This is a genomic window from Natrinema salaciae, assembly GCF_900110865.1.
GTDB classification, from domain to species: domain Archaea; phylum Halobacteriota; class Halobacteria; order Halobacteriales; family Natrialbaceae; genus Natrinema; species Natrinema salaciae.
In genome coordinates this window covers 292539-315377 of the sequence record NZ_FOFD01000003.1, presented here as the reverse complement: position 1 = coordinate 315377, position 22839 = coordinate 292539, and the positions used below count along the sequence as shown (strand labels likewise).

24 protein-coding genes are annotated in these 22839 nt (G+C 67.7%); 13 read left to right on the top strand and 11 right to left on the bottom strand.

The genetic code is table 11. The features are described 5' to 3' along the window. Positions 1 to 73 precede the first annotated feature (73 nt). Entirely contained in the window at positions 74 to 1135 is a 1062-nt protein-coding gene (fni, locus tag BMX07_RS10905; RefSeq protein ID WP_090617679.1) for a type 2 isopentenyl-diphosphate Delta-isomerase, read from the bottom strand. A gap of 140 nt (positions 1136 to 1275) precedes the next feature. Here fni and BMX07_RS10900 point away from each other — a divergent pair, with 140 nt between their 5' ends. Both BMX07_RS10900 and BMX07_RS10895 read left to right on the top strand, forming a co-directional pair. Continuing rightward, positions 1276 to 1731 (top strand): hypothetical protein, encoded by a 456-nt coding sequence (locus BMX07_RS10900; protein ID WP_090617677.1) that lies wholly within the window; start codon positions 1276 to 1278, stop codon positions 1729 to 1731. An 18-nt stretch (positions 1732 to 1749) separates the two neighbouring features. Then, the gene (locus tag BMX07_RS10895) at positions 1750 to 2178 is read left to right on the top strand and encodes a DUF6199 family natural product biosynthesis protein (protein ID WP_090617675.1); all 429 of its coding nucleotides are present in this window, start codon (positions 1750 to 1752) and stop codon (positions 2176 to 2178) included. A 29-nt stretch (positions 2179 to 2207) separates the two neighbouring features. Here the strand turns inward: BMX07_RS10895 and rpiA are convergent, their stop codons facing one another. The 3 genes from rpiA to BMX07_RS10880 are packed head-to-tail and all read right to left on the bottom strand — an operon-like array spanning position 2208 to position 4739. Beyond that, positions 2208 to 2915, bottom strand: coding sequence for a ribose-5-phosphate isomerase RpiA (rpiA, locus tag BMX07_RS10890; protein ID WP_090617673.1), 708 nt, complete (start codon positions 2913 to 2915; stop codon positions 2208 to 2210). A 52-nt stretch (positions 2916 to 2967) separates the two neighbouring features. Beyond that, positions 2968 to 3804 (bottom strand): ABC transporter permease, encoded by an 837-nt coding sequence (locus BMX07_RS10885; protein WP_090617671.1) that lies wholly within the window; start codon positions 3802 to 3804, stop codon positions 2968 to 2970. After that, positions 3801 to 4739, bottom strand: a complete 939-nt coding sequence (locus BMX07_RS10880; RefSeq protein WP_090617669.1) for an ABC transporter ATP-binding protein — start codon at positions 4737 to 4739, stop codon at positions 3801 to 3803. Before BMX07_RS10880 ends, BMX07_RS10885 begins: the two co-directional genes overlap by 4 nt. 336 nt (positions 4740 to 5075) lie before the next feature. Between BMX07_RS10880 and BMX07_RS10875 the strand changes: the two genes are divergently transcribed. The 3 genes from BMX07_RS10875 to BMX07_RS10865 all read left to right on the top strand — a co-directional run bounded on the left by BMX07_RS10875 (position 5076) and on the right by BMX07_RS10865 (position 7500). Next, the gene (locus BMX07_RS10875) at positions 5076 to 5384 is read left to right on the top strand and encodes a hypothetical protein (protein ID WP_090617667.1); all 309 of its coding nucleotides are present in this window, start codon (positions 5076 to 5078) and stop codon (positions 5382 to 5384) included. Between the two features lie 62 nt (positions 5385 to 5446). After that, complete coding sequence (locus BMX07_RS10870; RefSeq protein ID WP_090617665.1) at positions 5447 to 6199, top strand: ABC transporter ATP-binding protein; 753 nt, start codon at positions 5447 to 5449, stop codon at positions 6197 to 6199. After that, on the top strand, positions 6196 to 7500 hold the full coding sequence (locus BMX07_RS10865; protein ID WP_090617664.1) for an ABC transporter permease: 1305 nt from the start codon (positions 6196 to 6198) through the stop codon (positions 7498 to 7500). The genes BMX07_RS10870 and BMX07_RS10865 overlap by 4 nt, the downstream gene beginning before the upstream one ends. 33 nt (positions 7501 to 7533) lie before the next feature. Here the strand turns inward: BMX07_RS10865 and BMX07_RS10860 are convergent, their stop codons facing one another. Together BMX07_RS10860 and BMX07_RS10855 are read right to left on the bottom strand one after the other, a co-directional pair. Then, positions 7534 to 8124: a DUF5518 domain-containing protein gene (locus BMX07_RS10860; RefSeq protein ID WP_090617662.1), complete on the bottom strand. Its 591-nt coding sequence runs from the start codon at positions 8122 to 8124 to the stop codon at positions 7534 to 7536. A gap of 84 nt (positions 8125 to 8208) precedes the next feature. Next, positions 8209 to 9327, bottom strand: coding sequence for an AI-2E family transporter (locus BMX07_RS10855; RefSeq protein WP_090617658.1), 1119 nt, complete (start codon positions 9325 to 9327; stop codon positions 8209 to 8211). Between the two features lie 113 nt (positions 9328 to 9440). On the opposite strand from BMX07_RS10855, the gene BMX07_RS10850 reads away from it, so the two are divergent. The 5 genes from BMX07_RS10850 (at position 9441) to BMX07_RS24410 (ending at position 14218) form a co-directional block, all read left to right on the top strand. Next, positions 9441 to 10562, top strand: coding sequence for a thiamine ABC transporter substrate-binding protein (locus BMX07_RS10850; protein WP_090617656.1), 1122 nt, complete (start codon positions 9441 to 9443; stop codon positions 10560 to 10562). Between the two features lie 4 nt (positions 10563 to 10566). Further along, a complete protein-coding gene (locus tag BMX07_RS10845; protein ID WP_090617654.1) occupies positions 10567 to 12480 on the top strand; it encodes an ABC transporter permease in 1914 nt (637 codons plus the stop codon). After that, positions 12477 to 13514 (top strand): ABC transporter ATP-binding protein, encoded by a 1038-nt coding sequence (locus BMX07_RS10840; RefSeq protein WP_090617652.1) that lies wholly within the window; start codon positions 12477 to 12479, stop codon positions 13512 to 13514. The genes BMX07_RS10845 and BMX07_RS10840 overlap by 4 nt, the downstream gene beginning before the upstream one ends. Before the next feature lie 159 nt (positions 13515 to 13673). Further along, a complete protein-coding gene (locus tag BMX07_RS10835; protein ID WP_090617650.1) occupies positions 13674 to 13985 on the top strand; it encodes a hypothetical protein in 312 nt (103 codons plus the stop codon). A gap of 62 nt (positions 13986 to 14047) precedes the next feature. Next, positions 14048 to 14218 carry a hypothetical protein gene (locus BMX07_RS24410; protein ID WP_175480124.1) on the top strand — a complete coding sequence of 57 codons (171 nt, stop codon included), beginning with the start codon at positions 14048 to 14050 and terminating at the stop codon, positions 14216 to 14218. Here BMX07_RS24410 and BMX07_RS10830 read toward each other — a convergent pair. Together BMX07_RS10830 and BMX07_RS10825 are read right to left on the bottom strand one after the other, a co-directional pair. Beyond that, positions 14215 to 16089 carry an SLC13 family permease gene (locus BMX07_RS10830; protein WP_090617647.1) on the bottom strand — a complete coding sequence of 625 codons (1875 nt, stop codon included), beginning with the start codon at positions 16087 to 16089 and terminating at the stop codon, positions 14215 to 14217. The two genes, BMX07_RS24410 and BMX07_RS10830, sit on opposite strands and share 4 nt — an antisense overlap. A gap of 173 nt (positions 16090 to 16262) precedes the next feature. Further along, complete coding sequence (locus BMX07_RS10825; protein WP_090617645.1) at positions 16263 to 18635, bottom strand: ATP-dependent DNA helicase; 2373 nt, start codon at positions 18633 to 18635, stop codon at positions 16263 to 16265. A 289-nt stretch (positions 18636 to 18924) separates the two neighbouring features. On the opposite strand from BMX07_RS10825, the gene BMX07_RS10820 reads away from it, so the two are divergent. Both BMX07_RS10820 and BMX07_RS10815 read left to right on the top strand, forming a co-directional pair. Further along, positions 18925 to 19161: a DUF7127 family protein gene (locus BMX07_RS10820; protein ID WP_090617643.1), complete on the top strand. Its 237-nt coding sequence runs from the start codon at positions 18925 to 18927 to the stop codon at positions 19159 to 19161. A gap of 150 nt (positions 19162 to 19311) precedes the next feature. Beyond that, the gene (locus BMX07_RS10815; protein ID WP_090617641.1) at positions 19312 to 19887 is read left to right on the top strand and encodes a DUF1684 domain-containing protein; all 576 of its coding nucleotides are present in this window, start codon (positions 19312 to 19314) and stop codon (positions 19885 to 19887) included. A 201-nt stretch (positions 19888 to 20088) separates the two neighbouring features. Here the strand turns inward: BMX07_RS10815 and BMX07_RS10810 are convergent, their stop codons facing one another. Next, a complete protein-coding gene (locus tag BMX07_RS10810; protein WP_090617640.1) occupies positions 20089 to 20769 on the bottom strand; it encodes a class I SAM-dependent methyltransferase in 681 nt (226 codons plus the stop codon). Between the two features lie 311 nt (positions 20770 to 21080). On the opposite strand from BMX07_RS10810, the gene BMX07_RS10805 reads away from it, so the two are divergent. Further along, positions 21081 to 21659: a DUF7090 family protein gene (locus tag BMX07_RS10805; RefSeq protein WP_090617638.1), complete on the top strand. Its 579-nt coding sequence runs from the start codon at positions 21081 to 21083 to the stop codon at positions 21657 to 21659. A gap of 211 nt (positions 21660 to 21870) precedes the next feature. Here the strand turns inward: BMX07_RS10805 and BMX07_RS10800 are convergent, their stop codons facing one another. Continuing rightward, positions 21871 to 22656, bottom strand: coding sequence for a DUF7089 family protein (locus BMX07_RS10800; RefSeq protein WP_090617636.1), 786 nt, complete (start codon positions 22654 to 22656; stop codon positions 21871 to 21873). Then, positions 22656 to 22745: a hypothetical protein gene (locus BMX07_RS25780; protein WP_425499750.1), complete on the bottom strand. Its 90-nt coding sequence runs from the start codon at positions 22743 to 22745 to the stop codon at positions 22656 to 22658. The genes BMX07_RS10800 and BMX07_RS25780 overlap by 1 nt, the downstream gene beginning before the upstream one ends. Positions 22746 to 22839 lie beyond the last annotated feature (94 nt).

Below are 22839 nucleotides of genomic sequence, written 5' to 3'. Positions count from 1 at the left end.
GGCGACCGACAGCATCGCCGGGCAGGACGGGAGACAGTGCGACGTGATCGACGCATACGCCGTCGTCCGTCACTCAGCGGCGGCGCTGGTCGATGTACGCCTTCGTCCGGCCGAGCACGACGTGTTCGGTTTCCCGTAATTCCGAGAGCGACGCCGAGCCGGTGACGAACATCGCCGTCCGCAGTTCGAGAACGAGCGTCTCGATCAGTTCGACGACCGCGTCCGCGCTCTGCCCCGCCGGCGCGAGAAACGGCTTCGCGAGCCCGCCGGCACGAGCGCCGAGCGCAATCGCCTTGGCGATGTCCAGCCCGGAGCGGACGCCGCCGCTCGCGATCACGCAGTCGTGGACCTCGGCGGCCTCGAGCGTGCTCACCGCAGTCGGGACGCCCCACGCGCGAAACAGGCGACCGACGGCCTCCTGTCGATCGGCGTCGATCGCAGCCGCGCGGTGAGACTCGATCCCCGACCAGGTCGTTCCGCCCTGCCCGGCGACGTCGACGGCGTCGACGCCGGCATCGGCGAGTCGACTCGCCGTGTCCCGCGACATCCCGTTACCCGTCTCCTTGACGATGACCGGCACCGAAAGCGCGTCGGCGACGCGCTCGATCGCCGCGAGACAGCCGCGGGCGTCGACGTCACCCTCCGGCTGGACCGCTTCCTGCAGAAAGTTCAGGTGGATCGCCATCGCGTCGGCATCGATCATCGCCACGGCGTCCTCGACGTCGTCCACGCCGTACTCGAGCAGCTGGGCCGCGCCGACGTTCCCGTAGAGGAACGCGTCCGGCGCGGCCTCCCGAACGACCGTGTAGGACTCGAGGACGCCCTCGTCGTCGAGCTCGAGGCCGGCACGCTGGCTGCCGACGCCCATGGCGACGTTCGTTCGTTCGGCGGCTTCGGCGAGCCGCCGGTTGAGTTTCGTCGTGTTCGGGTGACCGCCGGTCATACTCTCGATGACGATCGGGGCCGCGAGCTCGCGTCCGAACAGGTCCGTGGTCGTCTCGATCTCGTCGCGGTGAACCTCCGGCAGTGCCTCGTGAACGAGGTCGATGTCGCTGAACCCGGCACCGCTCGTCTCTACGTCTTCCTCCTCGATAATACGGAGGTGATCGTCTTTTCTATCGGATGTCTCGGGCATCGAAGCGTCTCTGCTCGAACGGTCACGCGACCGGATTGAAAACCTGTCTATTCGATCTCTCGACCGATCCGCGATCGTCGATCGGCCGTCCGGCTGCCGGCTCGAGCTTTTTGCCCCCCGCCGTGGTACGAGCGAGACACATGCTGCGCAAGCTCCTGATCGGCTTCGGGTTCGTCGAGATCGTCAAGCCGGAGCCGATCATCGAAGCGTGCGAGCGGATCGGGCTTCGAAACCCCGAGGTGGCGAAGCGACGGCCGCTGGCGCTGACCGGCGCTCGGCTCGAGGGACTCGCCTTTGTCTGGCTGCTCGTCCGCAACCGACAGGAGTCGACGCTCGTCTCCACGCTGCTCGGGCTCGTCGGGCTGACGCTCGTCCTCGTTCCGCAGCCGATCATCGAACTCAGTCAGCACCTGGTCTACGCCGACACGGACAGGCTCGAGCTACAGCCGTGGGTCGTGCCCGCGGCGCGACTGCTCGGCGTACTCTACCTGACCGTCTCGCTGCTCTCGCGGAGCGCGAGCGAGGAGCCGGCAGCGGCTGCGAGCGAGCCCGACGCCGACCGCTCCTCGAGCCGACTTCGGCTCCGCGCGAGGTAACGACGAGTGCGACGAGCCGTGCGACGACTGCCGGTGATCGGGTTCGCACTCCTCGAGATCGTCGCCCCGAGACGGATCATCGCGGTCGGCGAACGGGTTGCGTTCGCCGACCCTGACGCGGGACGATTGCGACCGTGGACGGTTCCGATGGCCCGACTCGAGGGACTGGCGTTCGTCTGGTTGCTCGGTCGCGACGGGCCACCGGCGGGGATCGAGCACGTGCTCGCGGCCGTCGGACTCGTCCTAGCGCTGTTCCCCCGAACGGTCGTCGAACTGAACCTCGACGTCGCTTACGAGAACGCCGACGAACTCGAGTTGAAGCGGTGGGTGATACCCGCGACCCGCCTGCTGGGGGCGGTCTACGTGATCGCAGGACTGTTCGCACGGCCGGTCGGCACACCGGCGGACGCGGACGAAAACACGAAACGGCGCGACGAACGGGCCTGAGCCGGCCAGTTCGGCGCGACCGAATCGGGTCAGTAGCGGCGGACCTCGACACCGTCGTCGGTGCCGATATAGGTCGCGTCGGCGACCCCCACGAACAGGCCGTGTTCCACGACGCCAGGGATACCCGAGAGCCGCGTCGCCAGCTCGTCGGGGTCGTCGATCCGACCGAACGCGCAGTCGAGCACCAGGTTCCCGTTGTCGGTCACGACCGGGCCGTCCTTGCGCTCGGCGTCCCGGAGCGTCGGCTCCCCGTCGAGAGCGCGAATCCGATCCGCCACGACGGAGTGCGCGTCGGGCAACACCGCCACCGGCACCGAGCGCTCGAGGCGGTCGGTCAGCTTCGAGGGATCGGCGACGACGACGAACCGGTCCGCAGCCGTGTCGACGAGTTTTTCGCGCGCGTGGGCCGCCCCGCCGCCCTTGATGAGCGCGCCGAACGCGGCCGCGTCGCGGTCGTCGACCACCTGATCGGCCCCGTCGATCGCGAGGTCGACGCCGTCGACCGCGTCGAGGTCGGTCAGGGGAACGCCGACCTCGAGCGCGAGCTGGCGGGACTGGAAGGAGGTCGGAATCCCGCGGATCTCGAGGCCGTCGTCGACTGCCCGACCGATCGCCCGGATCGCGTGGGCGGTCGTCGAGCCGGTTCCGAGCCCGACGACGAATCCGTCCTCGACCGCCGCGGCCGCCCGCTCGCCGGCGCGGCGTTTCGCTTCGTCGGAGCCGCCTGCCGTCTTCATGGCTGTGCAAGCGGGCGGCGACGAGAAAAACGTTACACCTCGCGGCCGTCGTTCAGAGGTCGACGCGATCGAACCGCCAGAGACCGAGTCCGAGCGGGACGAGCGCCCAGATCGTGAGGAGGACGAAGCCGAACCACGGCTGGGCGACGACCGGTAGGTTCTCGACGATACCGGCCATCGACAGCTGGTTCTCGCCGAGGACGGCCCCGATCGCGGAGCCGTAGGCGGCGTCCGGCGGCAGCGAGAGGTACGAGATGTACCAGTCGGGGAACGATTCGACGAACAGTGTCCCCTCGATCGCGAACAGCAGGAGCTGCCCGACGACCCCCCAGCCGATCCAGAAAACGACGATCAGACCGAACGCGCCGATCGCCGCCTTGGTCGTCGATCGCGTCATCGAGGAGAGGCCGACGCCGATACAGACGTAAACGAACCCGAACAGGACCGTCAGGAGGGTGAATGCGACGTAGTCGACGATCGACACCGAGCCGACGAACGCGAAGAGACCGACCAGCCCGACGGCGAAGCCGACCAGAATCGAGACGGCCACGACGCCCGTTCGGCCGAGGACCTTCCCGAGGACGACGTCCCGACGGCGGTGCGGGAGGCCGAGGAGGAACTTCAGGCTCCCGCTCTCCCGCTCGCCGGCGATCGCGCCGTAGCCGACGACCAGCGCGATGACCGGCACGAGGAAGCTCGCGGGCGTCTGGAGCGCGAGGATCAGATCGATCGTCGACGACGCACCGCCCTCCTCGAACAGCTCCGAGAGCCGGGAGGCGAGGAACGCACCGCCGACGGTGAACAGGCTGAACAGGACCGTCAGCCCGATCAGTACGCGCGAGCGGACGGCGTCCCGGAAGTCCTTCTTCGCGACGACGATCGCGCTCATCGTACTACCCCCGCGCTACCGCCGGTATCGGAGGTGTACGCCACGAACAGGTCCTCGAGCGAGGACTCGTCGGTCTCGAAGTCCTCGATGGACACGTCGTACTCCTCGATCGTCCGCAACACCGTCGTTTTGGCGTGGTCCTCGCAGGCGACGACGAGGGTCCGTCCCTCGGGCGTCACCGACGAGACGCCCGCGATCGATTCGATTCCCGCGAGCGCGGCCGACGAGTCGTCGGGGATCCGATCGAGCGTCACGCGGAGTCGCGTCTGGTTCGGCATCGAGTCGCGTAGCCCGTCGACGGTATCCTCGGCGATCAGGTCGCCGTCCCGGAGGATGCCGACGCGGTCGCAGACGGCCTCGACCTGGCCGAGCACGTGCGAGGAGAAGAAGACGGTCGCGCCGCGGGCGTTCTCCTCGCGGATGATCTCGCGCATCTCGCGGGCGCCGTTCGGATCGAGCCCCGTCGAGGGTTCGTCGAGGATCAGCAGATCCGGTTCGCCGACCAGCGCCGTCGCGAGCATGAGCCGCTGAGCCATCCCCTTCGAGTAGCCGCCGGCTTTCTTCTCGGCCGCGTCGGCGATACCGACGCGCTCGAGGAGGGCGTCGGGGTCGTCGTCGGCGTCCTTCGATTCGATGGCGAACTCGACGTGCTGGCGGCCGGTCAGCCGGTCGTACAGGCTGACTCCTTCCGGGAGGATCCCGGTCCGGTCGCGGATCTCGATCGTGTTGGTCTGGGCGTCCAGATCGAAGACGCGCACCTCGCCGTCGGTCGGGCGGATGAAATCGAGGACGAGGTTGATCGTCGTCGACTTCCCGGCACCGTTGGGCCCGAGAAAGCCGTATATCTCGCCCGGTTCGACGGTGAGATCCAGCCCGTCGAGCGCCCGTTCGGTGCCGTAGCGTTTGGTCACGCCGGAGAGATCGATGGTAGTCACGTTAATTATCCAATTATTTAAGGTAAGCACATAAATAGTTTGTCCGATAGGCAGTCACGAGGACCCTCGAGCCGATCGGCGGTCCATCACCAACACCGCGACCGCCCGCTGAACAGCGAGCGCGACCGACTGATGCTGTCGGCCGTTCGTTACCCGGCCGACAGCCGGAAGAACGACCACGACCGGGAGGGAAAGAAATATAGCAGGTGTTGGCCAATAATTATTTATGGGTGACACTATGGACGAGACTACTTCGCGTTCCGACGCTCGCAGCGCTACCGATCGGCACCAGCGGTCGGCCGTCCGATCGAGTCCCGGCTCGAAGGAGGTAGCGTGATGCTGCAGTTCGCCCTCCTGCCGCTGCAGGCCGGCGGCGAAGCCGCCGGCCTCGACCAGACGACGGTTCTCATCGCGACGGTGGTCGGATTCATCATCGGGCTGGTGATCGCGGCGGGTGCCGGGTACTGGGTGTACAGAGACGCCGCCAAGCGCGAGAACAACGAACTCGCGTGGGGACTCGGCGTCGGGGGACTGCTGCTGGTGGCGTTTCCGGTGGGTGTCGTCGCCCTGATCGCGTACGTGATCATTCGGGGCGACAAGACCGCCACCGAGCCGGTGCAGGAAGGACCAGCCGGCGAGTGGTAGCCGCCGAGCGGCTCGGAACCGTCGCGCCGAACTTTTTTTGAATCGTCCGTGGACGACCCTGCATGGCACGGGAGACGGCGGTGTCCCTCTCGAACGTCCGCAAGACATACCGTATCGGTGAGCCCGTCCACGCGCTCGACGGCGTCTCCCTCGAGGTACCCCGCGGCTCCTACACTGCGATCATGGGGCCGAGCGGCTCCGGGAAGTCGACGCTGATGAACCTCGTGGGCTGTCTGGATACGCCGACGGCGGGCGAGGTCGTCGTCGGCGGACGGGCTATCGGCGATCTCGGGGATCGCGAACGGACCCGGCTCCGGGGCACCGAGGTCGGCTTCGTCTTCCAGACGTTCAACCTCATGCCGCGGCTGAACGCCCTCGAGAACGTGGCGCTACCCCAGTTGTTCCAGAACGTCGGCCGTGCGGAGCGCCGGGAGCGGGCGCGTGACCTGCTCGAGCGGGTGGGTCTCGCCGACCGGGCGGACCACCTGCCGAACGAGCTGTCGGGCGGGCAGCGCCAGCGGGTCGCGCTCGCACGGGCGCTGGTCAACGACCCGGCGATCGTGCTGGCCGACGAGCCGTCGGGGAACCTCGATACCGACACCGAGGCCGACGTGCTGGATCTCTTCGACGAGTTTCACGCGGCCGGAACGACGATGCTCGTCGTCACGCACGAGCGCCACGTCGCGGAGCGGGCGGACCGGATCGTCCACCTGCTCGACGGACGGATCGAACGGATCGAGGAACTCGACGGAGCCGGCAGCGACGGCGTGACGACGCCGGGTCGGGAAACGGAAACGGGGGACGATCCCCGATGAACCCGCTCGAGAGCCTGCGGCTCGCGTGGCGATCGATTCGCGGTCACAAGCTCCGCTCGGCCCTGACGACGCTGGGGATCGTCATCGGCATCGCGGCGGTGATCGCGTTCGTCACGCTGGGAGCCAGCCTGCAGGCGGGGATCATCGGTGACATCAGCCCCGACGACCAGCGCAACGTCTACGGCTGGGCCGCCGAGCCGGACACCGAGGGCGGTCCGCTGGCAGGTGCCCAGCCCGTCTTCACGCAGGACGACCTCGAAGCGGTCGAGGATCTCGAGGACGTCGAAGCGGCCTACGGGTACGCGACGATCCAGACGCAGGCGATCTCGAACGGCGAGGAGCAGGTAGCACAGGGGAACGGGTTGATCGCATCGGGGCCGTCGTACATCCGCGAGGACCGGCTGGCCGAGGGACGGCAGTTCGAGATGGGTGAACGGGAGGCGGTGCTCAACCCCGCGGCGGCGAACCAGTTCGAGGAGAACGTCTCCGTCGGCGACGAGCTCACGGTGACCATCCTCGGCGGCCAGCGCACGACGCTCGAGGTGGTCGGCATCACCGACACGAGCGAGGGACAGAGCCCGTTCGAGGGGTTCGAGTCCTCGCCGCGGGTCTACGTGCCGACGGACCCCTACTACACGGAGCAAGCCTCCGGGCTGGGAATCGGCGGGGGCGACGACGGTGCGGGGAGCAACGAGAGCGGTGGCAACGGGAGCGGAGACAGTGACGCTCGCTTCCTCGCGATCGTCGTCGAGGCCGAGTCGGCCGACCAGTCCGACATCGACGCCGCTCGCGAGAGCGCGACCGAGTACCTCGAGAGCGACGCGTCCGACGCGAGCGAGCTGCTGGGCGACGATCTCGCGGTAACCTTCCGGACGAGTACGGAGCTGCTCCAGCAGCTCCAGGACGTCCTGGATCTCCTGCGAAACTTCATCGTCGGCATCGCGGCCATCTCCCTGCTGGTCGGATCGATCGGGATCGCGAACATCATGCTCGTCAGCGTCACCGAGCGAACCCGCGAGATCGGGATCATGAAAGCCGTCGGCGCGCAGAACCGGGACGTCCTCGGGCTGTTTCTGACCGAGGCGGTGATCCTCGGCGTCGTCGGTGCGATCCTCGGGACCGGCCTCGGGCTGGTCGCCGGCTACGTCGGCGCGGAGTACATCGATCTCCCCCTGGTCTATCCCCTCGAGTACGTCGCGCTCGCGATCGCCGTCGGGATGCTCGTCGGGATTCTCGCCGGGCTGTATCCGGCCTGGCGGGCGGCGCGGACGGACCCGATCGACGCGCTCAGATACGAGTAGCTCGACCGCCGGGGCGGCCGGTTTCGGTGGCGGTCAGCGGTTCGATTCGGGATCACGTTCCCGGTCCCGGCCCTGGCCCCGCTCCGAGTCGCCATCTCCCTCGAGCCCGCCCGGCGGGGAACGATCGTCGCGGACGTCGCGGTCCCCGCTCGACATCGTATCGCGGTCGCGGTCTCGCGTCGACACCGTCTCGACGGTCCGGGAGGGGTGCTCCGACGTCGTGTCGAATCCGATCGTGTCCCGCGTCCGCCGTCGTCGCTCGGGGTATTCGCGCGCGAGGTACGCGCCGAGATACCCACCGAGCAGCGACGGGCCGACGAAGTAGAAGAGGAGAAACGGGATCGAGGCGACGAGCAGGAACGTCACGAAGGCGATCCCCTCGGCGGGAACACCGAACCCGAGCCCCAGCCCGAGGAATCCGAACAGCAGGAGGAGCCCCCCTGCGACCGGGAGGAAGGTGATCAGCCCGGCCAGCGCGCCGACGATCGCGCCCGCTCGCTCGTCCGGTCCCTCGAGAAAGCCCGCGACGGCCCCGCCGAGCACGGTGGAGAACGGAATCACGGAGAGGACGACGCCGACGACGGCTCCGATGATCGCGTTGACGATCGTGCTGTTCCGTACCATACCGAACGAACGGTGGGCGAGGGGAAAAGTGTCGGTGGTCAGTGGTGTCGATCGCCCTCGTCCCCGCCTGGACCGCCAGCGCGATCAGGCGTCGGCGACCGTCGAGTTCGATTCCTCGAACGTCGTCTCCGTGTCGGCGGGTTCCTCGGGTGGCTCCTCGAGATCGTGTTCGATGATCTCCGAGAACGTGGCGTCGGTGTTGACCTCGTCGGCGAGCAGGTCGACCGCTTCGACGAAAACCGCGACGAGCAGCGGCCCGACGACGATGCCGATCGGGCCGAGCGTGAAGAGTCCGCCCGTGAAGCCGACGAAGTAGAGGCTGCCGGGTAATCCGGCGGATCGGCGCGACAGCCGCGGCCGGACGGCGATATCGGGGAGCCAGGCGACGAGCACGAGTCCGAGCACGCCGATCAGGGTCGCCGCGGCGAGGTCACCGGTGGCGACGTGATAGAGCGCGATCGGGGCGATGAGCATACTGGGGCCGATGATCGGGACGAACTGCAGAACGGCGGCGACGATCGAGAGGGTCAGGGCGGCCTCGTAGCCGAGACTCCAGAACAGGGGATAGGCGATCGCCAGCGTCGCGATCGAGGTCGCGACCTGCAGCACGTAGATCGCGTACAGCGTCTCGCGCGCCCGCTGGGTCAGCGCGTAGACGACGTCCCGGTACCCGTGCGGGATCGGTGCGATGGCGGCCCGACCGGCCTCGTCACCCTTGAGCAGGAGTCCGAACAGGAGGACGACGAACAGCGCGAACTTGATCGCGAGCACCGGTAGCGCGAGCGCGAACGTGGTCGCAGCGCTGCTTATGTAGTCGGTCGCCATCGCCTGTACCTCGCCCGCCTCGATCGGATACGTCGCCTCGAAAACCGTGATCGAGACCTCTCGCGGGAGGGTCGCGATCGTCTCTTCGACCGAATCGATACGGAAGTAGAGCGCCACGACGATCGGGGCGAAGACCGCGATCGCGCTCACGAACCCGATCACCGTCGCGGCGAGCGTGCTCGTCCACTCAGAGAGCCCACGCCTGACGAACCAGCCTTGAACGGGCAGCAGGACGTACGCGACGGTAAGCGCGAAGAGAATCGTCCCGAGGACGTCGAGCAGGATACCGCCCGTCACGACTCCAAGTGCGGCGACGATTCCCGCGAGCACGTATCGGCGTCTGTTCGCGCTCGGGCGGCCGGACGAACTCCCTGTCACAGCGGTGACTCTCAGTCGACGGGTAAAGTCTTTTAGCTCGATCCGCCGCGCCGGCGTGGAACGGACCGACGCCGATCACGGGTCTTAAGACTACCCGGTGCAACCACCGAGTAATGAAACGACGGGCGTATATCGGTGCGGTCGGTGGGAGCGTGGTCGCCGGCCTCGCCGGCTGTCTGACGCGCGATGGAGACGAGTCAACCGATGGGGACGGAAACGGCGATCCGGAACCGGAAGACCCGGACCTCGAGGGGGAGCTTCGGATCGCGACGTACGAGTCGATGGTCGACGGCGAGAACCCGGCCGGCCCGTGGCTCAAGGAGGCCTTCGAGGAGGCGTATCCGGACGCCGAGCTGACGTGGACCGTTCCGACAAACGGCATCAACGACTACATCGATCGCGAACGGCAGAACGCGGCGCTCGAGGCCGACGTCTATCTCGGGGCGAACATCGACGACCTCGTCAGGGTCGACGACACCCTCGACGACGGCGGTCTCTTTCGGGAACTCAACGTCGATCGCATCGACAACGCCGGGCGGATCCGCGACGGGCTCGACATGGGCGATCCCCACGGGCGCATCCTCGCGTACGACACCGGCTACATCTGTCTCGTCTACGACGAGCGCGTCGTCGACGAACCCGAGACGCTCGACGAGCTGACCGAGCCGGCCTACGAGGACGCGCTGCTCGCACAGAACGCCCAGCGGTCGGACCCGGGACAGGCGTTCCTGCTGTGGACGATCGACGCCTACGGCGAGGACGGCTATCTCGACTACTGGCGCGAGCTCGACGACAACGGCGTTCGCGTCCTCGAGAGCTGGGACGACTCCTACAGCGGGGCCTACATGAACGGCGAACGGCCGATGGTGGTCTCCTACTCGACCGATCAGGTGTTCGCAAACGAGTTCGGCTACGACATGCGCCGCCACCAGGTCGCGTTCCCGAACGACCAGGGGTACGCGAACCCGGAGGGAATGGGGATCTTCGACCGCGCGAGCGAGGTCGACCTCGCCTACGAGTTCCTCGATTTCGCCCTCTCGAGCGACGCACAGGCCGTGATCGCCCAGCGAAACGTCCAGTTCCCGGCCGTCGCGTCGGAACACGTCGACCTCGGCGAGGAGTTCGACCGGTACGCACACGTCCCGCCGGAGGCGGTGACGATCGGCTACGACGACCTCCGAGGCAATCTCGACGGCTGGGTCGACGACTGGGCGCGCGAGTTCGCCGGCCAGTAGGCCCGTGTCTCGACCGGGACTGTCCGGGCGTTCGGTCCGGATTCGACGGCGGGCCGCCGCCGCGCGGCGCTGGCTCGAGCGGCGCGCGCTCTCGCTGACGGCGCTCGCGACGGCCGTCGTCCTCGCCATCATGCTCTATCTGCCGGTCGGCATCGTCTTCGTCGACGCCGTGGTCGACGACGGCGGAGCGACGCTCGCGGTCTTCCGCGAGATCCTCACCGACCCGTTCTACGTCGGCGCGCTCGCGGACGTCTTCGCGGAGCCGCTGGCGGTGGGGACGCACCTCGAGTCGCTCGCCGGCTGGCTCGCGGGCGTCTCGATCTCGGTTTCGGTCGAGCGGCCGCTCCCCAGCGTGTCCCTCCCGGTTCCGTGGCCGCGCCTCGAGACGCCGGGGGTTCGAACGGGGCTGTTCGGGTTCACGGCGTATCAGGCGACCCTCTCGACGGTCGCGAGCGTCGCGCTCGGACTGCCCGCCGCGTACGTCCTCGCGACCTACGAGTTTCGGGGGCGGCGGACGCTGCGCTCGCTGACGATCCTCCCGTTCGTCCTCCCCGGAATCATGGTCGCGGTCGGCTTCTACGCGATGTTCGGGCGGACGGGAACGCTCAACGGGCTGCTCGGACTGGTCGGACTCGGGCCGTACCCGTTCATCGAGTGGAACCCGCTCGCGATCGTGATCGTCGCCCACGCGTTCTACAACGCGCCGCTGGTCGCGCGAGTTACCGTCGCCGCCTGGGAGTCCGTCGACGCGCGGACCGTCGAGACCGCCCGCAGTCTCGGGGCGAGCCCCCGGCGCGCGTTTCGGGACGTGGTCGTTCCGCAGCTCCTGCCGGCCGTCCTGACCGGCGCGCTGCTGACCTTCATCTTCACGTTCATGACATTCCCCATCGTGCTCGCGCTGGGCGGCCTGCGGCTCGCGACCGTCGAGGTCTGGATCTACGACCGCGTCCGCCGACTGGCCTACTCCGAGGCCGCCGCGCTCGCCGTCCTCGAGACGATCCTCTCGCTCGGGTTGACCTACGTCTATCTCCGGTACGAGTCCGCTCAGTCCGGGCTGGCCCGCAGGGCCGCCGACACCTCGAGAGAGCCGCTCGTTCCGGATCTTCGGACGGCGCTGTCACCCCGGCGGCTGGCGATCCTCGGCTACGGGGTCGTCGCCCTGCTCGTCTTCGTCGGTCCGATGGCGAGCCTCGTCGTCGGGAGCGTGACCGACGGGAACGGGCTCACGACCCGCCACTACGCGTTCCTGCTCGAGCGCCAGCTCGAAGGTGCGTCCTACCAGACCCTGCCGTGGGTCGCCATTCGGAACTCGCTGGGCTTCGGGGTCGCGACGTTGGCCGTCGCCGTGCCGATGGGGGTCGTCGTCTCGGTCGTAACGGTTCGTGCGGGTTGGGGCGGCGCGATCGTCGACACGCTGGCGATGCTCCCGCTGGCGGTCAGTGGAGTCGTCTTCGGCATCGGGCTCCTGCAAGGGCTGGTCTTCGGAATCCCGCTGCCCGGCGGCTGGCGGTTCCAGGTGACGGGCGCGGTCGCGATCGTCGCCGCCCACGCCGTCGCGGCCTACCCCTTCGTCACGCGCAACGTCTCGCCGCTGCTCGCGACGCTCGATCCGGCGATGGTCGAGTCCGCACGCGCGCTGGGGGCCACTCGATACCGCGCGCTGCGCGACGTGGCGCTCCCGCTGGTAGCCAGCGGCATCGTCGCCGGCGCGGCGTTCGCCTTCGCCATCTCGATCGGCGAGTTCTCTTCGACGGTGATTTTGGCCAGCGGGAGCCAGACCTACACCATGCCCGTCGCCGTCGAGCGCTACCTCGGCCGCCGTCCCGGCCCTGCGATCGCCATGGGAACGGTACTGTTGGTCGTCACGGCCGCGAGTTTCGTCGTCGTGGACCGCGTCGGTGGGAGGTTCGAGCAATGACCGCCCTCGCTCTCGAGGACGTCTCGAAAGTGTACGCCGAAACCGCCGCGCTCGAGGGCGTCGATCTCGCGGTCCGCGACGGGGAGTTTTTCACCCTCGTCGGCCCCTCCGGCTGCGGGAAGACGACGACCCTCCGGACGATCGCCGGGTTCGAGGAGCCGACCGACGGCACCGTCCGCTTCGACGGCCAGAAGATGACCGGCGTCCCGCCCGAGCGGCGCGACGTCGGCGTCGTCTTCCAGAGCTACGCGCTGTTCCCCCACATGAGCGTCGCCGAGAACGTCGGCTACGGGCTCCGCTTTCGGGAGCCACCGGACGGGCAGACGGTCGACGAGCGCGTGGCCGAACTGCTCGAACTCGTCGATCTCGAGGGAACGGGCGACCGCGACCCCGAGGCGCTGTCGGGGGGGCAGCGACAGCGGGTCGCGCTGGCCCGCGCGCTCGCACCGGCACCGGATCTGCTCTTGCTCGACGAGCCGATGAGTGCGCTCGACGCCCGGCTCCGAGAATCGCTGCGCCGGCAGGTCAAGCGGATTCAGTCGGACCTCGAGATCACGACCGTCTACGTCACGCACGATCAGGCGGAGGCGCTGGCGATTTCGGATCGCGTCGCGGTCATGAACGACGGCCGCGTCGAGCAGGTCGGCCGGCCGCAGGAGATCTATCGCGAGCCCGCGACGCGGTTCGTCGCCGAGTTCGTCGGCGACAACAACGTCTTCGACGGCGAGGTCCGGAGCCGAAACGACGAGTACGCGCGGGTCGACATCGCCGGCGAGCTGTTCGCGGTGCCGGCGGTGCCCGACGGAACCGATCGCGTCACCGTCTGCGTGCGACCGGGCGCGCTCTCGCGGGCCGCCGAGCGCAACCGGTTGACGGTGACCGTCGAGACGAGCGAGTTCCTCGGCGAGACCGTCCGCGTCAACGGCCGGTGGAACGGCGCGGAGATCGTCCTCCGTCTGCCGGCGGTTCCCGAAACCGAGGAGCTGACGGTCGGCTTCGCACCCGAGGACGCACACGTCGTCGCGACGGAGTGAGCGGACGGCGTGGCGGGCAGCGGTGCCTCGCGGACGGCGGTCCGGGGCCCGGGACGATCGGCGGGCCGCGCCGGTCGCGAGCGAGCCGCCGTCCCGCCGCCGATGACGGCCGGAACCTGCAGGGCGGTCCTTTTCCGCGTTCTCCTGGTACCGTCTCGCATGCAGATCACCCGGCAGCTACGGATCGACGTCGGTCGGAGAGAGGTAGCGGTCGGGACCGACGTCACCGTTCGCGTTCGCGACGATCGGCGACAGCCGATCGAAGGAGCGATCGTCTCGACCGAAACGAAATCCGCACGGACGGACGATCGGGGCCTGTGCCGCCTGCAGTTCGGCTCGCCGGGCTTCTGGAAGCTCGTCGCGGCGAAGTCGCCGACCGATCGCGTGGCGTACAAGCCCGCGTCGACGCTCGTCCGCGTCGTGCCGAACGCGGCCGCGCTCCGCCCGTATCGCGCGATCGGCTCCCGCTGACCGCTCTACGATCGGCGGTGAACGGGGGAAGAACTATATCGGTCTGTGCTATATGTTATCTGATGACACACACGAAGGCCGGTCGGACGAAGAAGGCCCACGACACCGAACGCCGACAGCGCGAACGGGAACTCGTCGAGGCGCTCGAGCGAGCCGACGAGGCCGAGCCGCCGCTCGAGGACCCCCTCGAATTCGATCCGTCCCGCGAGGACGGCGCGGCGACGGACGGCTAGGGTGAGAGCCCCCAGAAGAACGTGATGCCGAACACGGTGACGACCGACAGCAGCAACTGGAGCGGCGCGCCGACCCGGACGAAGTCCGTGAACTTGTACCCACCGGGACCGTAGACGAACAGGTTCGTCTGGTAGCCGACGGGCGTGAGGAACGCGGTCGAAGCCGCGAACGTCACCGCCAGCACGAAGGCGAACGGGTTCGCGCCGATCTGCGTGGCCGTTTCGACGGCGACCGGGAGCATCAACACGACGCTCGCGTTGTTCGAGATGACGCCCGTGATGATCCCCGTCGCGAGATAGAACACCCACAGGACGCCGATCATCGGCAGGTAGGCCCCGGTCGCGGCGACCAGACTGCCGAGCACGTCCGCACCGCCGGTCTGCTCGAGCGCGATTCCCAGCGGAATGATGCCGGCCAGCAGGAAGATCACGTCCCACTCGACGGCGTCGTAGATCTCGGTCGGCTTGAGGACCCCCGCCGCGACCATCGCGACGACGCCCGCGAGCGCAGTGACGAGGATCGGCAGCGAGAGCGCCGACATCGCCTCGAACCCGGTGAGTCCAGTCGCAGTAGCGAGGGTGGAGCCGATCGCGCCCCACGGGACGGCGACGAAACCGACGACGCCCGCCATGATCGCCGCCGCGTGGGGAATTTTCTCGGTCCGGTAATCGGGCTCCTCGGGTTCGTGTGCGACGATGAAGTCGTCGTTCCGCGAGAGGCGATCGATGCTGTCCGGGGCCGCCTGCACCAGCAGCGTGTCGCCGACGCGGATCCGGCGCTCGTCCATGTGATCGCGGACCGTCTCGCCGCGGCTCCGGAACGCCAGCACCGTCGCGTCGTAGCGCTGGCGAAACGTCGAACTCTCGAGCGATTCGCCGACGAGGAACGAGCCTCGCGGCACGACGATCTCGACGAGGGTCCGCTCGGGAATCTCGTCCGGCTCGAGGTCGTCGGCCGTCTCCGGGCCGCCTGCGAGCGAGAGCGTTCCCCGAACGACGAACTGCCGGACGGTGTCGCGGTCGGCACGCAGCCGGAGTAGATCGCCCTCTCGGATCGTTTTCTGGCCGATCGGCTCGATGAACTCCTCGTCGTCGCGGACCACCTGGAGGATGTCGGCGTCGAACTCGACCTGATCGATGGCGTCGGCGACGGTCTCGCCGACGATCGGCGACTCCTCGGTGACGACGACTTCGGTCAGGTACTCCTCGATCGCGTAGTCCTGGACGTAGTCCTCCTCGACCGGGACCCGTTCGGGCAGCAGTCGGTGACCGACGGTGAGGAGGTAGACGCTCCCCACGAGCAGGACGACGATCCCGAGCTTGGTGAACTCGAACATCGAGAAGGGGTGGTCGAGCAGGCGCGCGGAGACGTCGCTCGCGAGGATGTTAGTGGAGGTCCCGATGAGCGTGAGCATCCCGCCGAACATCGAGGCGTAGGAGAGGGGAATGAGGAGCTTCGAGGGCGACGTATTCCCCTTGTGGGCGATGTCCGAGACGACGGGGACGAGGATCGCAACGACCGGCGTGTTGTTGATGAACCCGGAGATCGGGCCGCTGACGCCGATCGTCGCGAGCAGCTGTTTGTCGAGATCGTCGCCCGCGAACGCGGACATCTTGCGACCGAGTATCTGGACGACCCCCGTCTGACTGATCCCCGAACTGAGAATGAGCATCGCCAGGACCGTGATCGTCGCCGAGTTGGAGAAGCCCGACGTCCCCTCGGCCGTCGAGATTTCGGTGAGATTCACCACGCCGTCGGCGCCCAGCACCATCAACAGCACCATGATCAGGATGGCAGTGACGTCGATCGGGAGCCACTCGGTCACGAACAGTACCAGCGCGAGCGCGATGATCCCGAACACGACCAGCATCTGGGGCGTCACGGCGAGACCGCCGGCGTCGGCGGCCAGCGGAGCAACGCCGTTAGCTGGCGGGAGACGTCCAGACACGGTAGACAGTCAGAATATACTGATCGTCCCGCTTGAAGCCCTCGATTCGGGACGTCGCCGTCCGCCGTTCCGACGGCCGCCGAGCGGGACCACCGTTACCGAGACGGGAGCCGCGACCGGAACCGCTCGAGGCCGACGTCGAGCATGTCCGGACTGACGGGCTGGAACTCGCCGTCGTCGGGCAGGTACGGCCGGACGGAGTCCCAGCTGTCGCGAGCGTAGCGCTCGTCGAGCAGGACCCGAACGCCGACGTCCTCGGGGCTGCGGATGACGCGGCCGATCGCCTGCCGGGCTTTCCGCACCGCCGGGATCGTCAGCGCGTAGGTGAAGCCGTCGCCGAACTCGTCGTCGTAGGCGCGGCGCACGGCCTTCGTCCGCGGGCTCGAGGTGTTGACGATCGGGACGCCACAGACTACCGCCGCGGCGAGGCGGTCGCCGCTGTAGTCGACGCCCTCGGTCAGCGTGCCCCGCAAACTCGTCACGAGTACCTTCCCCTCGCCCGCGAAGAACTCGTCTTTGAGCGACTGGGTGGTCTCGTCGTCGCTGGCGGCGTCGAGCAGGACCGGCTTCTCGACCCGATCCTCGAGCCGTCCGGCGATCCACTCGGCTTCGGCGTAGCTCGGCATGCCGACGAGGACGTTGCCGGGGAGCCGGGCGACCGTCGCGGTCGCGGTCGCGTAGGACCGCCGCGTCGGGGTGTCGTCGCCCGGCCGGCCGCGGTTGTCGTACGTGAACTTCGGCGCGGCGACGGCGAAGCTCTCGCGGTTCTCGGCCGGGAAGTGCAGGCCGTAACGGCGCTCGACGACCGGTCGGTCCTCCGCGCGCGAGAGGTACTGGAGTCCCGTGACCTCGGTGAAGGCCGCCATCGGTTCGAGGGTCGCGCTCATCAGAATCCCACCGCCGAACATGCCGAGTCGGTCGCCGATGGCGTCGCTTGGCACGCAGTTGTGCAGGGCCAACCGGGCGTTGTAGGCCCGCCGCCACGAGTCGGCGGGCTCGGTGTCGTCCCAGGTTCGCTCGAGTTCGATCTCCCGGAAGTAGTCGGTGTGACCGCGGCGGTACCACTCGCCGAGGACCCGACCGACGGCGGGCGCGGCGCGGCTCCGATCCTCGTCCTCCGCTTCGTTCAGCACCCGCTGGACGACCGCGCCGACGGCCTCGGCGCGAACCCAGTCGGCGTCGCCGTACCCCGCACCCTCCGCCCACGCCGTGAGTTCGTCCTCGGCTGGTTCGCTCGGGTCCCGAAGGGGGAGCTCCTCGTTGCGGAGATCGTTCAGGTTCGACTGCCAGCCCCGGTAGTTCCGGTCGAGATGGGCGGTGACTCGGCGGTCGAGCTCCTCGCGGAGGTCCCGAACGAACTCGAGGGTGCGATTGAGTTCCTCGTAGGAGACGTCGCTATCGTTCAGCTCCGCGCGAACGAGGTCGGCGTCGGCGGTCTTGGAACCACCTTCCGCCTGCCGGCCCTCGCGTTCGAACTTAATCGGCTGGATGACTCGCGAGAGTTCGGTCTCGGCGTCTCGGAGCGTGCTGTCGGCGACGCCCTCGCTGACCAGGTCGCGGACGCGCGGTTCCAGCATGTGAGCCTCGTCGCAGACGACGTACGTCGACTCGTCCAGCAGCGCGCCGGTGAAGGAACCGACGGTTCGCGGGTCGAAGGCGTGGTAGTAGTTTCCGATCACGACCTCGACCTCGCCGAGGGCGGCACCCATCACGGAGTGGGGACAGGTGCCGTGGGTCACCGACCGAGCGACCAGGTCGTCGGGCGTGACCATTCCGACATCGGTGACGTCGTACGGCACCGCTTCCGCCGCGGAGCCGTCCTCGTCCGCCGGCAGGTCCTCCAGGTACTGCGCGTAGAACGGACAGTACTCGGTCTCGGCCCCGACGGGGCCACCCTCGCCGTACTCGGGGAGGTCGGGCGGGTACGGCGTCGGTTCGCCCGCGGTCTCGAGGAACGTGTTCTTCGACCGGTTCCCGCTGTCGGCCAGTCCGATCTGCTGGCTTCGGGCGCGGGCGGCCAGGTTCTGTGCGGTCGTCTCGCCGCCCTCGCCGGTGAGATCCCGCGTGCGGTCCCGCAGCGTCTCGCAGCGGTCGTAGACGTTGCCGTCGTCGAACCCCGCCGCGCCCTCCCGGTTGTACGGACAGACGTCGGCCTTCCCGACGAGCGTGAGCCCCGAAATCGGGTCCCAGTCGGCCGGCAGGTTCTCGTTGATCGTCTCGAGGTCCGCCTCGAATTGGCGCAGTTGCTGTTTGACGCTCGTGAGGACGAGCACGCGCTCGTAGTCGGTGTCCGGATCGCGCACGAGGTCGATCCCCGCGGTGAGCGCGATCATCGTCTTCCCGGTGCCACAGGCCCCTTCGATAACGGTGTAGCCGCCCTCGTGCCCGGTATCGATGGCCGTCTCGATACCGTCGACCTGCGGCTCGTAGGGCTGCTCGTGGCCGAACACCGTCCGCCAGTCCGTCATGCTGCCAGTACTCGTCGTCGGTCGTCCATAGCGTTGACGGACTGGAGTAGCCGCGCCACGGTGGATAAATGTCAGGAACGATCTGGCGATACGTATCAGGGGGTGATCGGACCGGCCCGATCGAACGATCCGGCGTTCGGATCGACCCGCTCGAGCGAGTCGAACCTATTGCCGCCTACGCGCCCGTTCTCCCTCCGTTACGCGCCCGCCGCTACCGTGTTTGCGCCGCCTCGCCCCATCGGTTGCTGCCAGCGTGACCCTTTACTTAGCTGAGTCCCTACGGTCGCGTGTGAAGGTCCCCCAATCACTGAGAAACGTCGACCAGGACGCAGTCGTCCGCACGTTCGAATACGACGACGGGAGCGTTATCGCAGTCGATTTCGGCACCTCGGCCGCCGAGATTTCGGTCGATGTCGTCGGCTCGACCGCGATCATCCTCGCGGGCGACGAGCAGTTCGAGTTCGAACTGCCGCCCGAGGCGAGCGACGTCACCGCGCGCAACGGCGTCCTCACGATCGAAGAGTAACGCCGAGACCGGAGTCGAACCGGCGACCGCGACAGCCACGCCGCCGATTCCGTCCCTATTTTCACCGCTGGAACCGACCGACGGACGCCGGACCGGAGCGCCGGCCGACCGAAACGCAACGCCTTCCCGGGTCCGTCGACTACCACGGCTATGAGCGATTCCATCGACGCCGACCGCTGGCGCGACGAACTCGAGTCGAAACGCGCCGAGAAAGATGACTTCTTCGCGGAGCACCCGCAGTCGCCGATCCCGCCCGAATCGCGGGACGCGTTCGACGGGCTCGACTACTTCGATCCGGATCCGACCTACCGCGTGACCGCGACCGCGACGGTCCACGACGACCCCGAGGTCGTACTGATGGACACCACCGCCGGTCGAGAGATGCGATACCTCCGCGTCGCGACACTCGAGTTCGCCCTCGATCGCGAGGACGACGACCTCGAGGACGGGACGTTCGAACTCGCGGCCTACCGCCAGGAGCGTCCGAACGAGCAGCCGCTGTTCGTGCCGTTCCGGGACAAGACGACGGGCCAGCAGACCTACCAGGGCGGTCGATATATGGAACTCGAGCCGGCGGCGGCGCTCGAAGACGGCGACGAGATCGTCGTCGACTTCAACCTCGCGTACACGCCGTTTTGCGCCTACAGCGACACCTTCGACTGTCCGCTCCCGCCCGAGGAGAACTGGCTCGAGGTGACGGTTCCGGCCGGTGAGCGGTACGAGTAATCACAGGGACGGTGGGATCGGTCGACCGGCGTAATTGCGTCGCCGGTGAACCGTCACGTTCGTCGACCCGTTCCGACGGGGGGAGCGTTTCGACTCGAGTCACCGGGCGTATCGGGGCCTGTGTCTCGAGTGCGCTGCTCTCGAGTGGAAACCAGGGGGTTCCGGTCGACGAATCGAGGGTCGGGAGACGACGTCGCGGTATCAGGGAGCCACGCCGACGGTGAGCAGCGTGCCGAACTCCCGGTAGCGTTCGACCATCTCCTCGCGGGTGTCCCACTCCTCGAGCGGGAACTCGGCAGCGTTCGGAATCTCGATTTCGCGGTCGGGGATCGTGTCCTGTTCGGCGACGATCAGGCCCGCGTCGCGGACGGCCTCGCGGTACTGCCCGCGGTCCCAGCGGGTCATCTCGATGTCGATGTACTCCTGCCACTCGTGGGAGTGGACGTTCTCCTCGTAGTAGTTGACGGCACAGTAGAAGGTCCCGCCGGATCGGAGGATTCGAGCGATCTCCTCGAGCGTGTGGCGGGGATCTGCCGCGTAGTAGAACGCCTCCATGCTCCAGACGTGGTCGATGGAGTCGTCGACGAAGGGGAGCTCGTCGAAGTCGCCGACGACGTAGCCGACGTTCGGGTCGTCCGTGTACCCCGCCGCGTTGCGGGCCATCTCGGGCGCACCGTCGAGCCCGTAGACTCGACCGGCACCCTTGGTATCGCGGAGCGCTCGCCCGGCGTAGCCGCTCCCGCAGCCCAGATCGAGGACGGTATCGCCGGGTTCGACCGGCATTCGCGCCAGCGCGTGCTTCGCGGTGTGCCAGTGTCGGTCCTCCATTCCCTTGTCCCGGCCGCTCGTCGCCCAGTCGTCGAACTCCTCGCGCACGCTCATATGCAACCCGATGGGCTCCGCGGCCCTAAACGCGTTCCCATCCGCTCTCTCACATCGGCACGTCCCCCGGTGTACCGGGCCGTTCTCACTGAGACGGGAACCACCGACAGATTCTTTAGGCTGGCCTAAAATTATCGGAGTGAAGGGTCGCCGACCGAAATCCGTGGGCATCCGGATTTCGTCTCGACTCGGTGAGTCGCGCTGTCCCACCCTCGCCAGTTTTTCAGACCCTTCCGCCGTTTCCGTACCGACACGGTGACGAGAGAAACATCCGCACGCTTAAGGGAGTTCCCAAAGTTGTTCACTCCAGTATGGATTACACGCTTGAGATAGACGGCACACCGGAGACGGTACCGGGTGGAACCGGCGTCCTCCTCCTCCATCCGAGCACCGGTGAGACCGACCGGATCGACACCGATTTCCTCAAGACCGACACCGACAATTTCCTCGTTATCTCGACGCGAACCACCGCCCGCGAAGTCAGACAGAAACTCGAGTACTACGACGTCGACGAAGAACGCGCCGAAATTCTGGACACGCTGAGCATCGAACGCGGCTACTCCCGGCGCTCGTCGGACACCGTCCACTACGTCGCCGCCCCCGACGACGTCGACGGTATCGTCGAACACATCGACGGCTTCCTCGACGATCACGACGGCAAACTCCGCATCAGCTTCGACTCCGTCACCGAACTCGCCTACTACGCCGGCGACGAGCGGGCCCTCGAGACGGTCGAGCGCATCCTCGAACTGCTCGAGGAACACGATGCAGTCGGCCTCTTTCACGTCTCGGAGGAGCCCCACGACGAGGCGCTCGTCGACGAGTTCCGGGGGCTGTTCGACGGCATCATCGACCTCGACGAGGACGGCAGCGTCGACGCCGAGTTCTGAGCGGGAGCGGGAGTGCGGGGATCGGTTTTTCCGGAGCAGTATCGGACGGAGCCACTGTGATAGCGCACCGGGTCGGGACGACCGATCGGCGAATCGCGGCTCACACCGGGCGAAGATCGTTTCGAGCAGTACCGATGACGGCTCGGAAGCGGGAAGAAAAAAGACGAAAGACGAAAGACGAAAGAGGGCACTCGAAACGGGACGATATCGCTCACTCGTCTTCGAGCGAGTCGAACGTTTTCTCGGCCCATCGAATCGCGTACTCGGGCCCGTGGTCGCCGTAGGCGTCGGTATCGAGCGCGGCGAAGGGAGCTGGCAGCTCGATCGCGTGTTTGATCGCGGCACACGCCAGTTCTGTCGCGTCGGCGACGTCCGTATCGCCGCGCGCGACCGCACGCGGGAGTCCCGAAACGCGGTCCTCAAGCCGCGTCCCCGCGTCTTGCCAGGCGTCGGCGAGTTCGGGATGGTCGTCGTGCCAGTCCGCGAAGACCTCGCGGGTCTGCAGCCCGACCCAGCCATCGTACAGCGCGGCCGCGACCTGATAGGTTCCGTTCGGGTCGAGCGCGACCGCCGCGTCGAGGTCGCGATACGAGTCCTCGAAGAACCCGACGAAGTGTTCGGGAACCCCGAGATCGAGCTGGACGAGCGCCTCGGCGATCAAGAAGTCGACGAACGAATCGGGCGATCCCTCGACTCGCGGTTTGACGACGACGAGCGGCGGTTCGGTCTGGCGCGTCCAGACGACGCTGCCGTCGCCCGGCATCCCGATCGTGAGATCCGAACTCGCGTAGCGGGCGAGAAGCGTCGGCGCGTCGTCCGGGAGCCAGGTCGCGGGATAGCTCGCCGGCTCGAGGGCGTCGACGAGCAGGCCGAGGTCCTCGGCGAGCGCCGGCGGCAGCGTCTCGAAGTCACGCTCGCAGTCGAGAATCCGTACGTCGGGGGCGCGTGCCTCGCGGACCGCGTCGATCCGATCCGAGAGCGCTCGAGCCTCGAACATCAGGCGAGTGCGTTCTGGAAGACGAGCAGGATCGACAGCAGCGCCGATACGGCGACCGTGGTGAGAACGACCTTGGTTGCGGTGCTCATGTTCGTGGGGTCGTATCCGCGTCGCTTAAATCCATCTGTCTCCGCTCGTTCCGCCCGGTACGGAAGCTGTGGCGGTGTGGAAACGAACGCACCC

Bases quoted from the DNA above. Each gene is read 5' to 3' on its own strand.
- fni (WP_090617679.1), bottom strand. From the start codon at position 1,135: ATGCCCGAGACATCCGATAGAAAAGACGATCACCTCCGTATTATCGAG.
- BMX07_RS10900 (WP_090617677.1), top strand. From the start codon at position 1,276: ATGCTGCGCAAGCTCCTGATCGGCTTCGGGTTCGTCGAGATCGTCAAG.
- rpiA (WP_090617673.1), bottom strand. From the start codon at position 2,915: ATGAAGACGGCAGGCGGCTCCGACGAAGCGAAACGCCGCGCCGGCGAG.
- BMX07_RS10885 (WP_090617671.1), bottom strand. From the start codon at position 3,804: ATGAGCGCGATCGTCGTCGCGAAGAAGGACTTCCGGGACGCCGTCCGC.
- BMX07_RS10875 (WP_090617667.1), top strand. From the start codon at position 5,076: ATGCTGCAGTTCGCCCTCCTGCCGCTGCAGGCCGGCGGCGAAGCCGCC.
- BMX07_RS10870 (WP_090617665.1), top strand. From the start codon at position 5,447: ATGGCACGGGAGACGGCGGTGTCCCTCTCGAACGTCCGCAAGACATAC.
- BMX07_RS10865 (WP_090617664.1), top strand. From the start codon at position 6,196: ATGAACCCGCTCGAGAGCCTGCGGCTCGCGTGGCGATCGATTCGCGGT.
- BMX07_RS10860 (WP_090617662.1), bottom strand. From the start codon at position 8,124: ATGGTACGGAACAGCACGATCGTCAACGCGATCATCGGAGCCGTCGTC.
- BMX07_RS10850 (WP_090617656.1), top strand. From the start codon at position 9,441: ATGAAACGACGGGCGTATATCGGTGCGGTCGGTGGGAGCGTGGTCGCC.
- BMX07_RS10840 (WP_090617652.1), top strand. From the start codon at position 12,477: ATGACCGCCCTCGCTCTCGAGGACGTCTCGAAAGTGTACGCCGAAACC.
- BMX07_RS10835 (WP_090617650.1), top strand. From the start codon at position 13,674: ATGCAGATCACCCGGCAGCTACGGATCGACGTCGGTCGGAGAGAGGTA.
- BMX07_RS24410 (WP_175480124.1), top strand. From the start codon at position 14,048: ATGACACACACGAAGGCCGGTCGGACGAAGAAGGCCCACGACACCGAA.
- BMX07_RS10830 (WP_090617647.1), bottom strand. From the start codon at position 16,089: ATGCTGGTCGTGTTCGGGATCATCGCGCTCGCGCTGGTACTGTTCGTG.
- BMX07_RS10825 (WP_090617645.1), bottom strand. From the start codon at position 18,635: ATGACGGACTGGCGGACGGTGTTCGGCCACGAGCAGCCCTACGAGCCG.
- BMX07_RS10815 (WP_090617641.1), top strand. From the start codon at position 19,312: ATGAGCGATTCCATCGACGCCGACCGCTGGCGCGACGAACTCGAGTCG.
- BMX07_RS10810 (WP_090617640.1), bottom strand. From the start codon at position 20,769: ATGAGCGTGCGCGAGGAGTTCGACGACTGGGCGACGAGCGGCCGGGAC.
- BMX07_RS10805 (WP_090617638.1), top strand. From the start codon at position 21,081: ATGGATTACACGCTTGAGATAGACGGCACACCGGAGACGGTACCGGGT.
- BMX07_RS10800 (WP_090617636.1), bottom strand. From the start codon at position 22,656: ATGTTCGAGGCTCGAGCGCTCTCGGATCGGATCGACGCGGTCCGCGAG.
- BMX07_RS25780 (WP_425499750.1), bottom strand. From the start codon at position 22,745: ATGAGCACCGCAACCAAGGTCGTTCTCACCACGGTCGCCGTATCGGCG.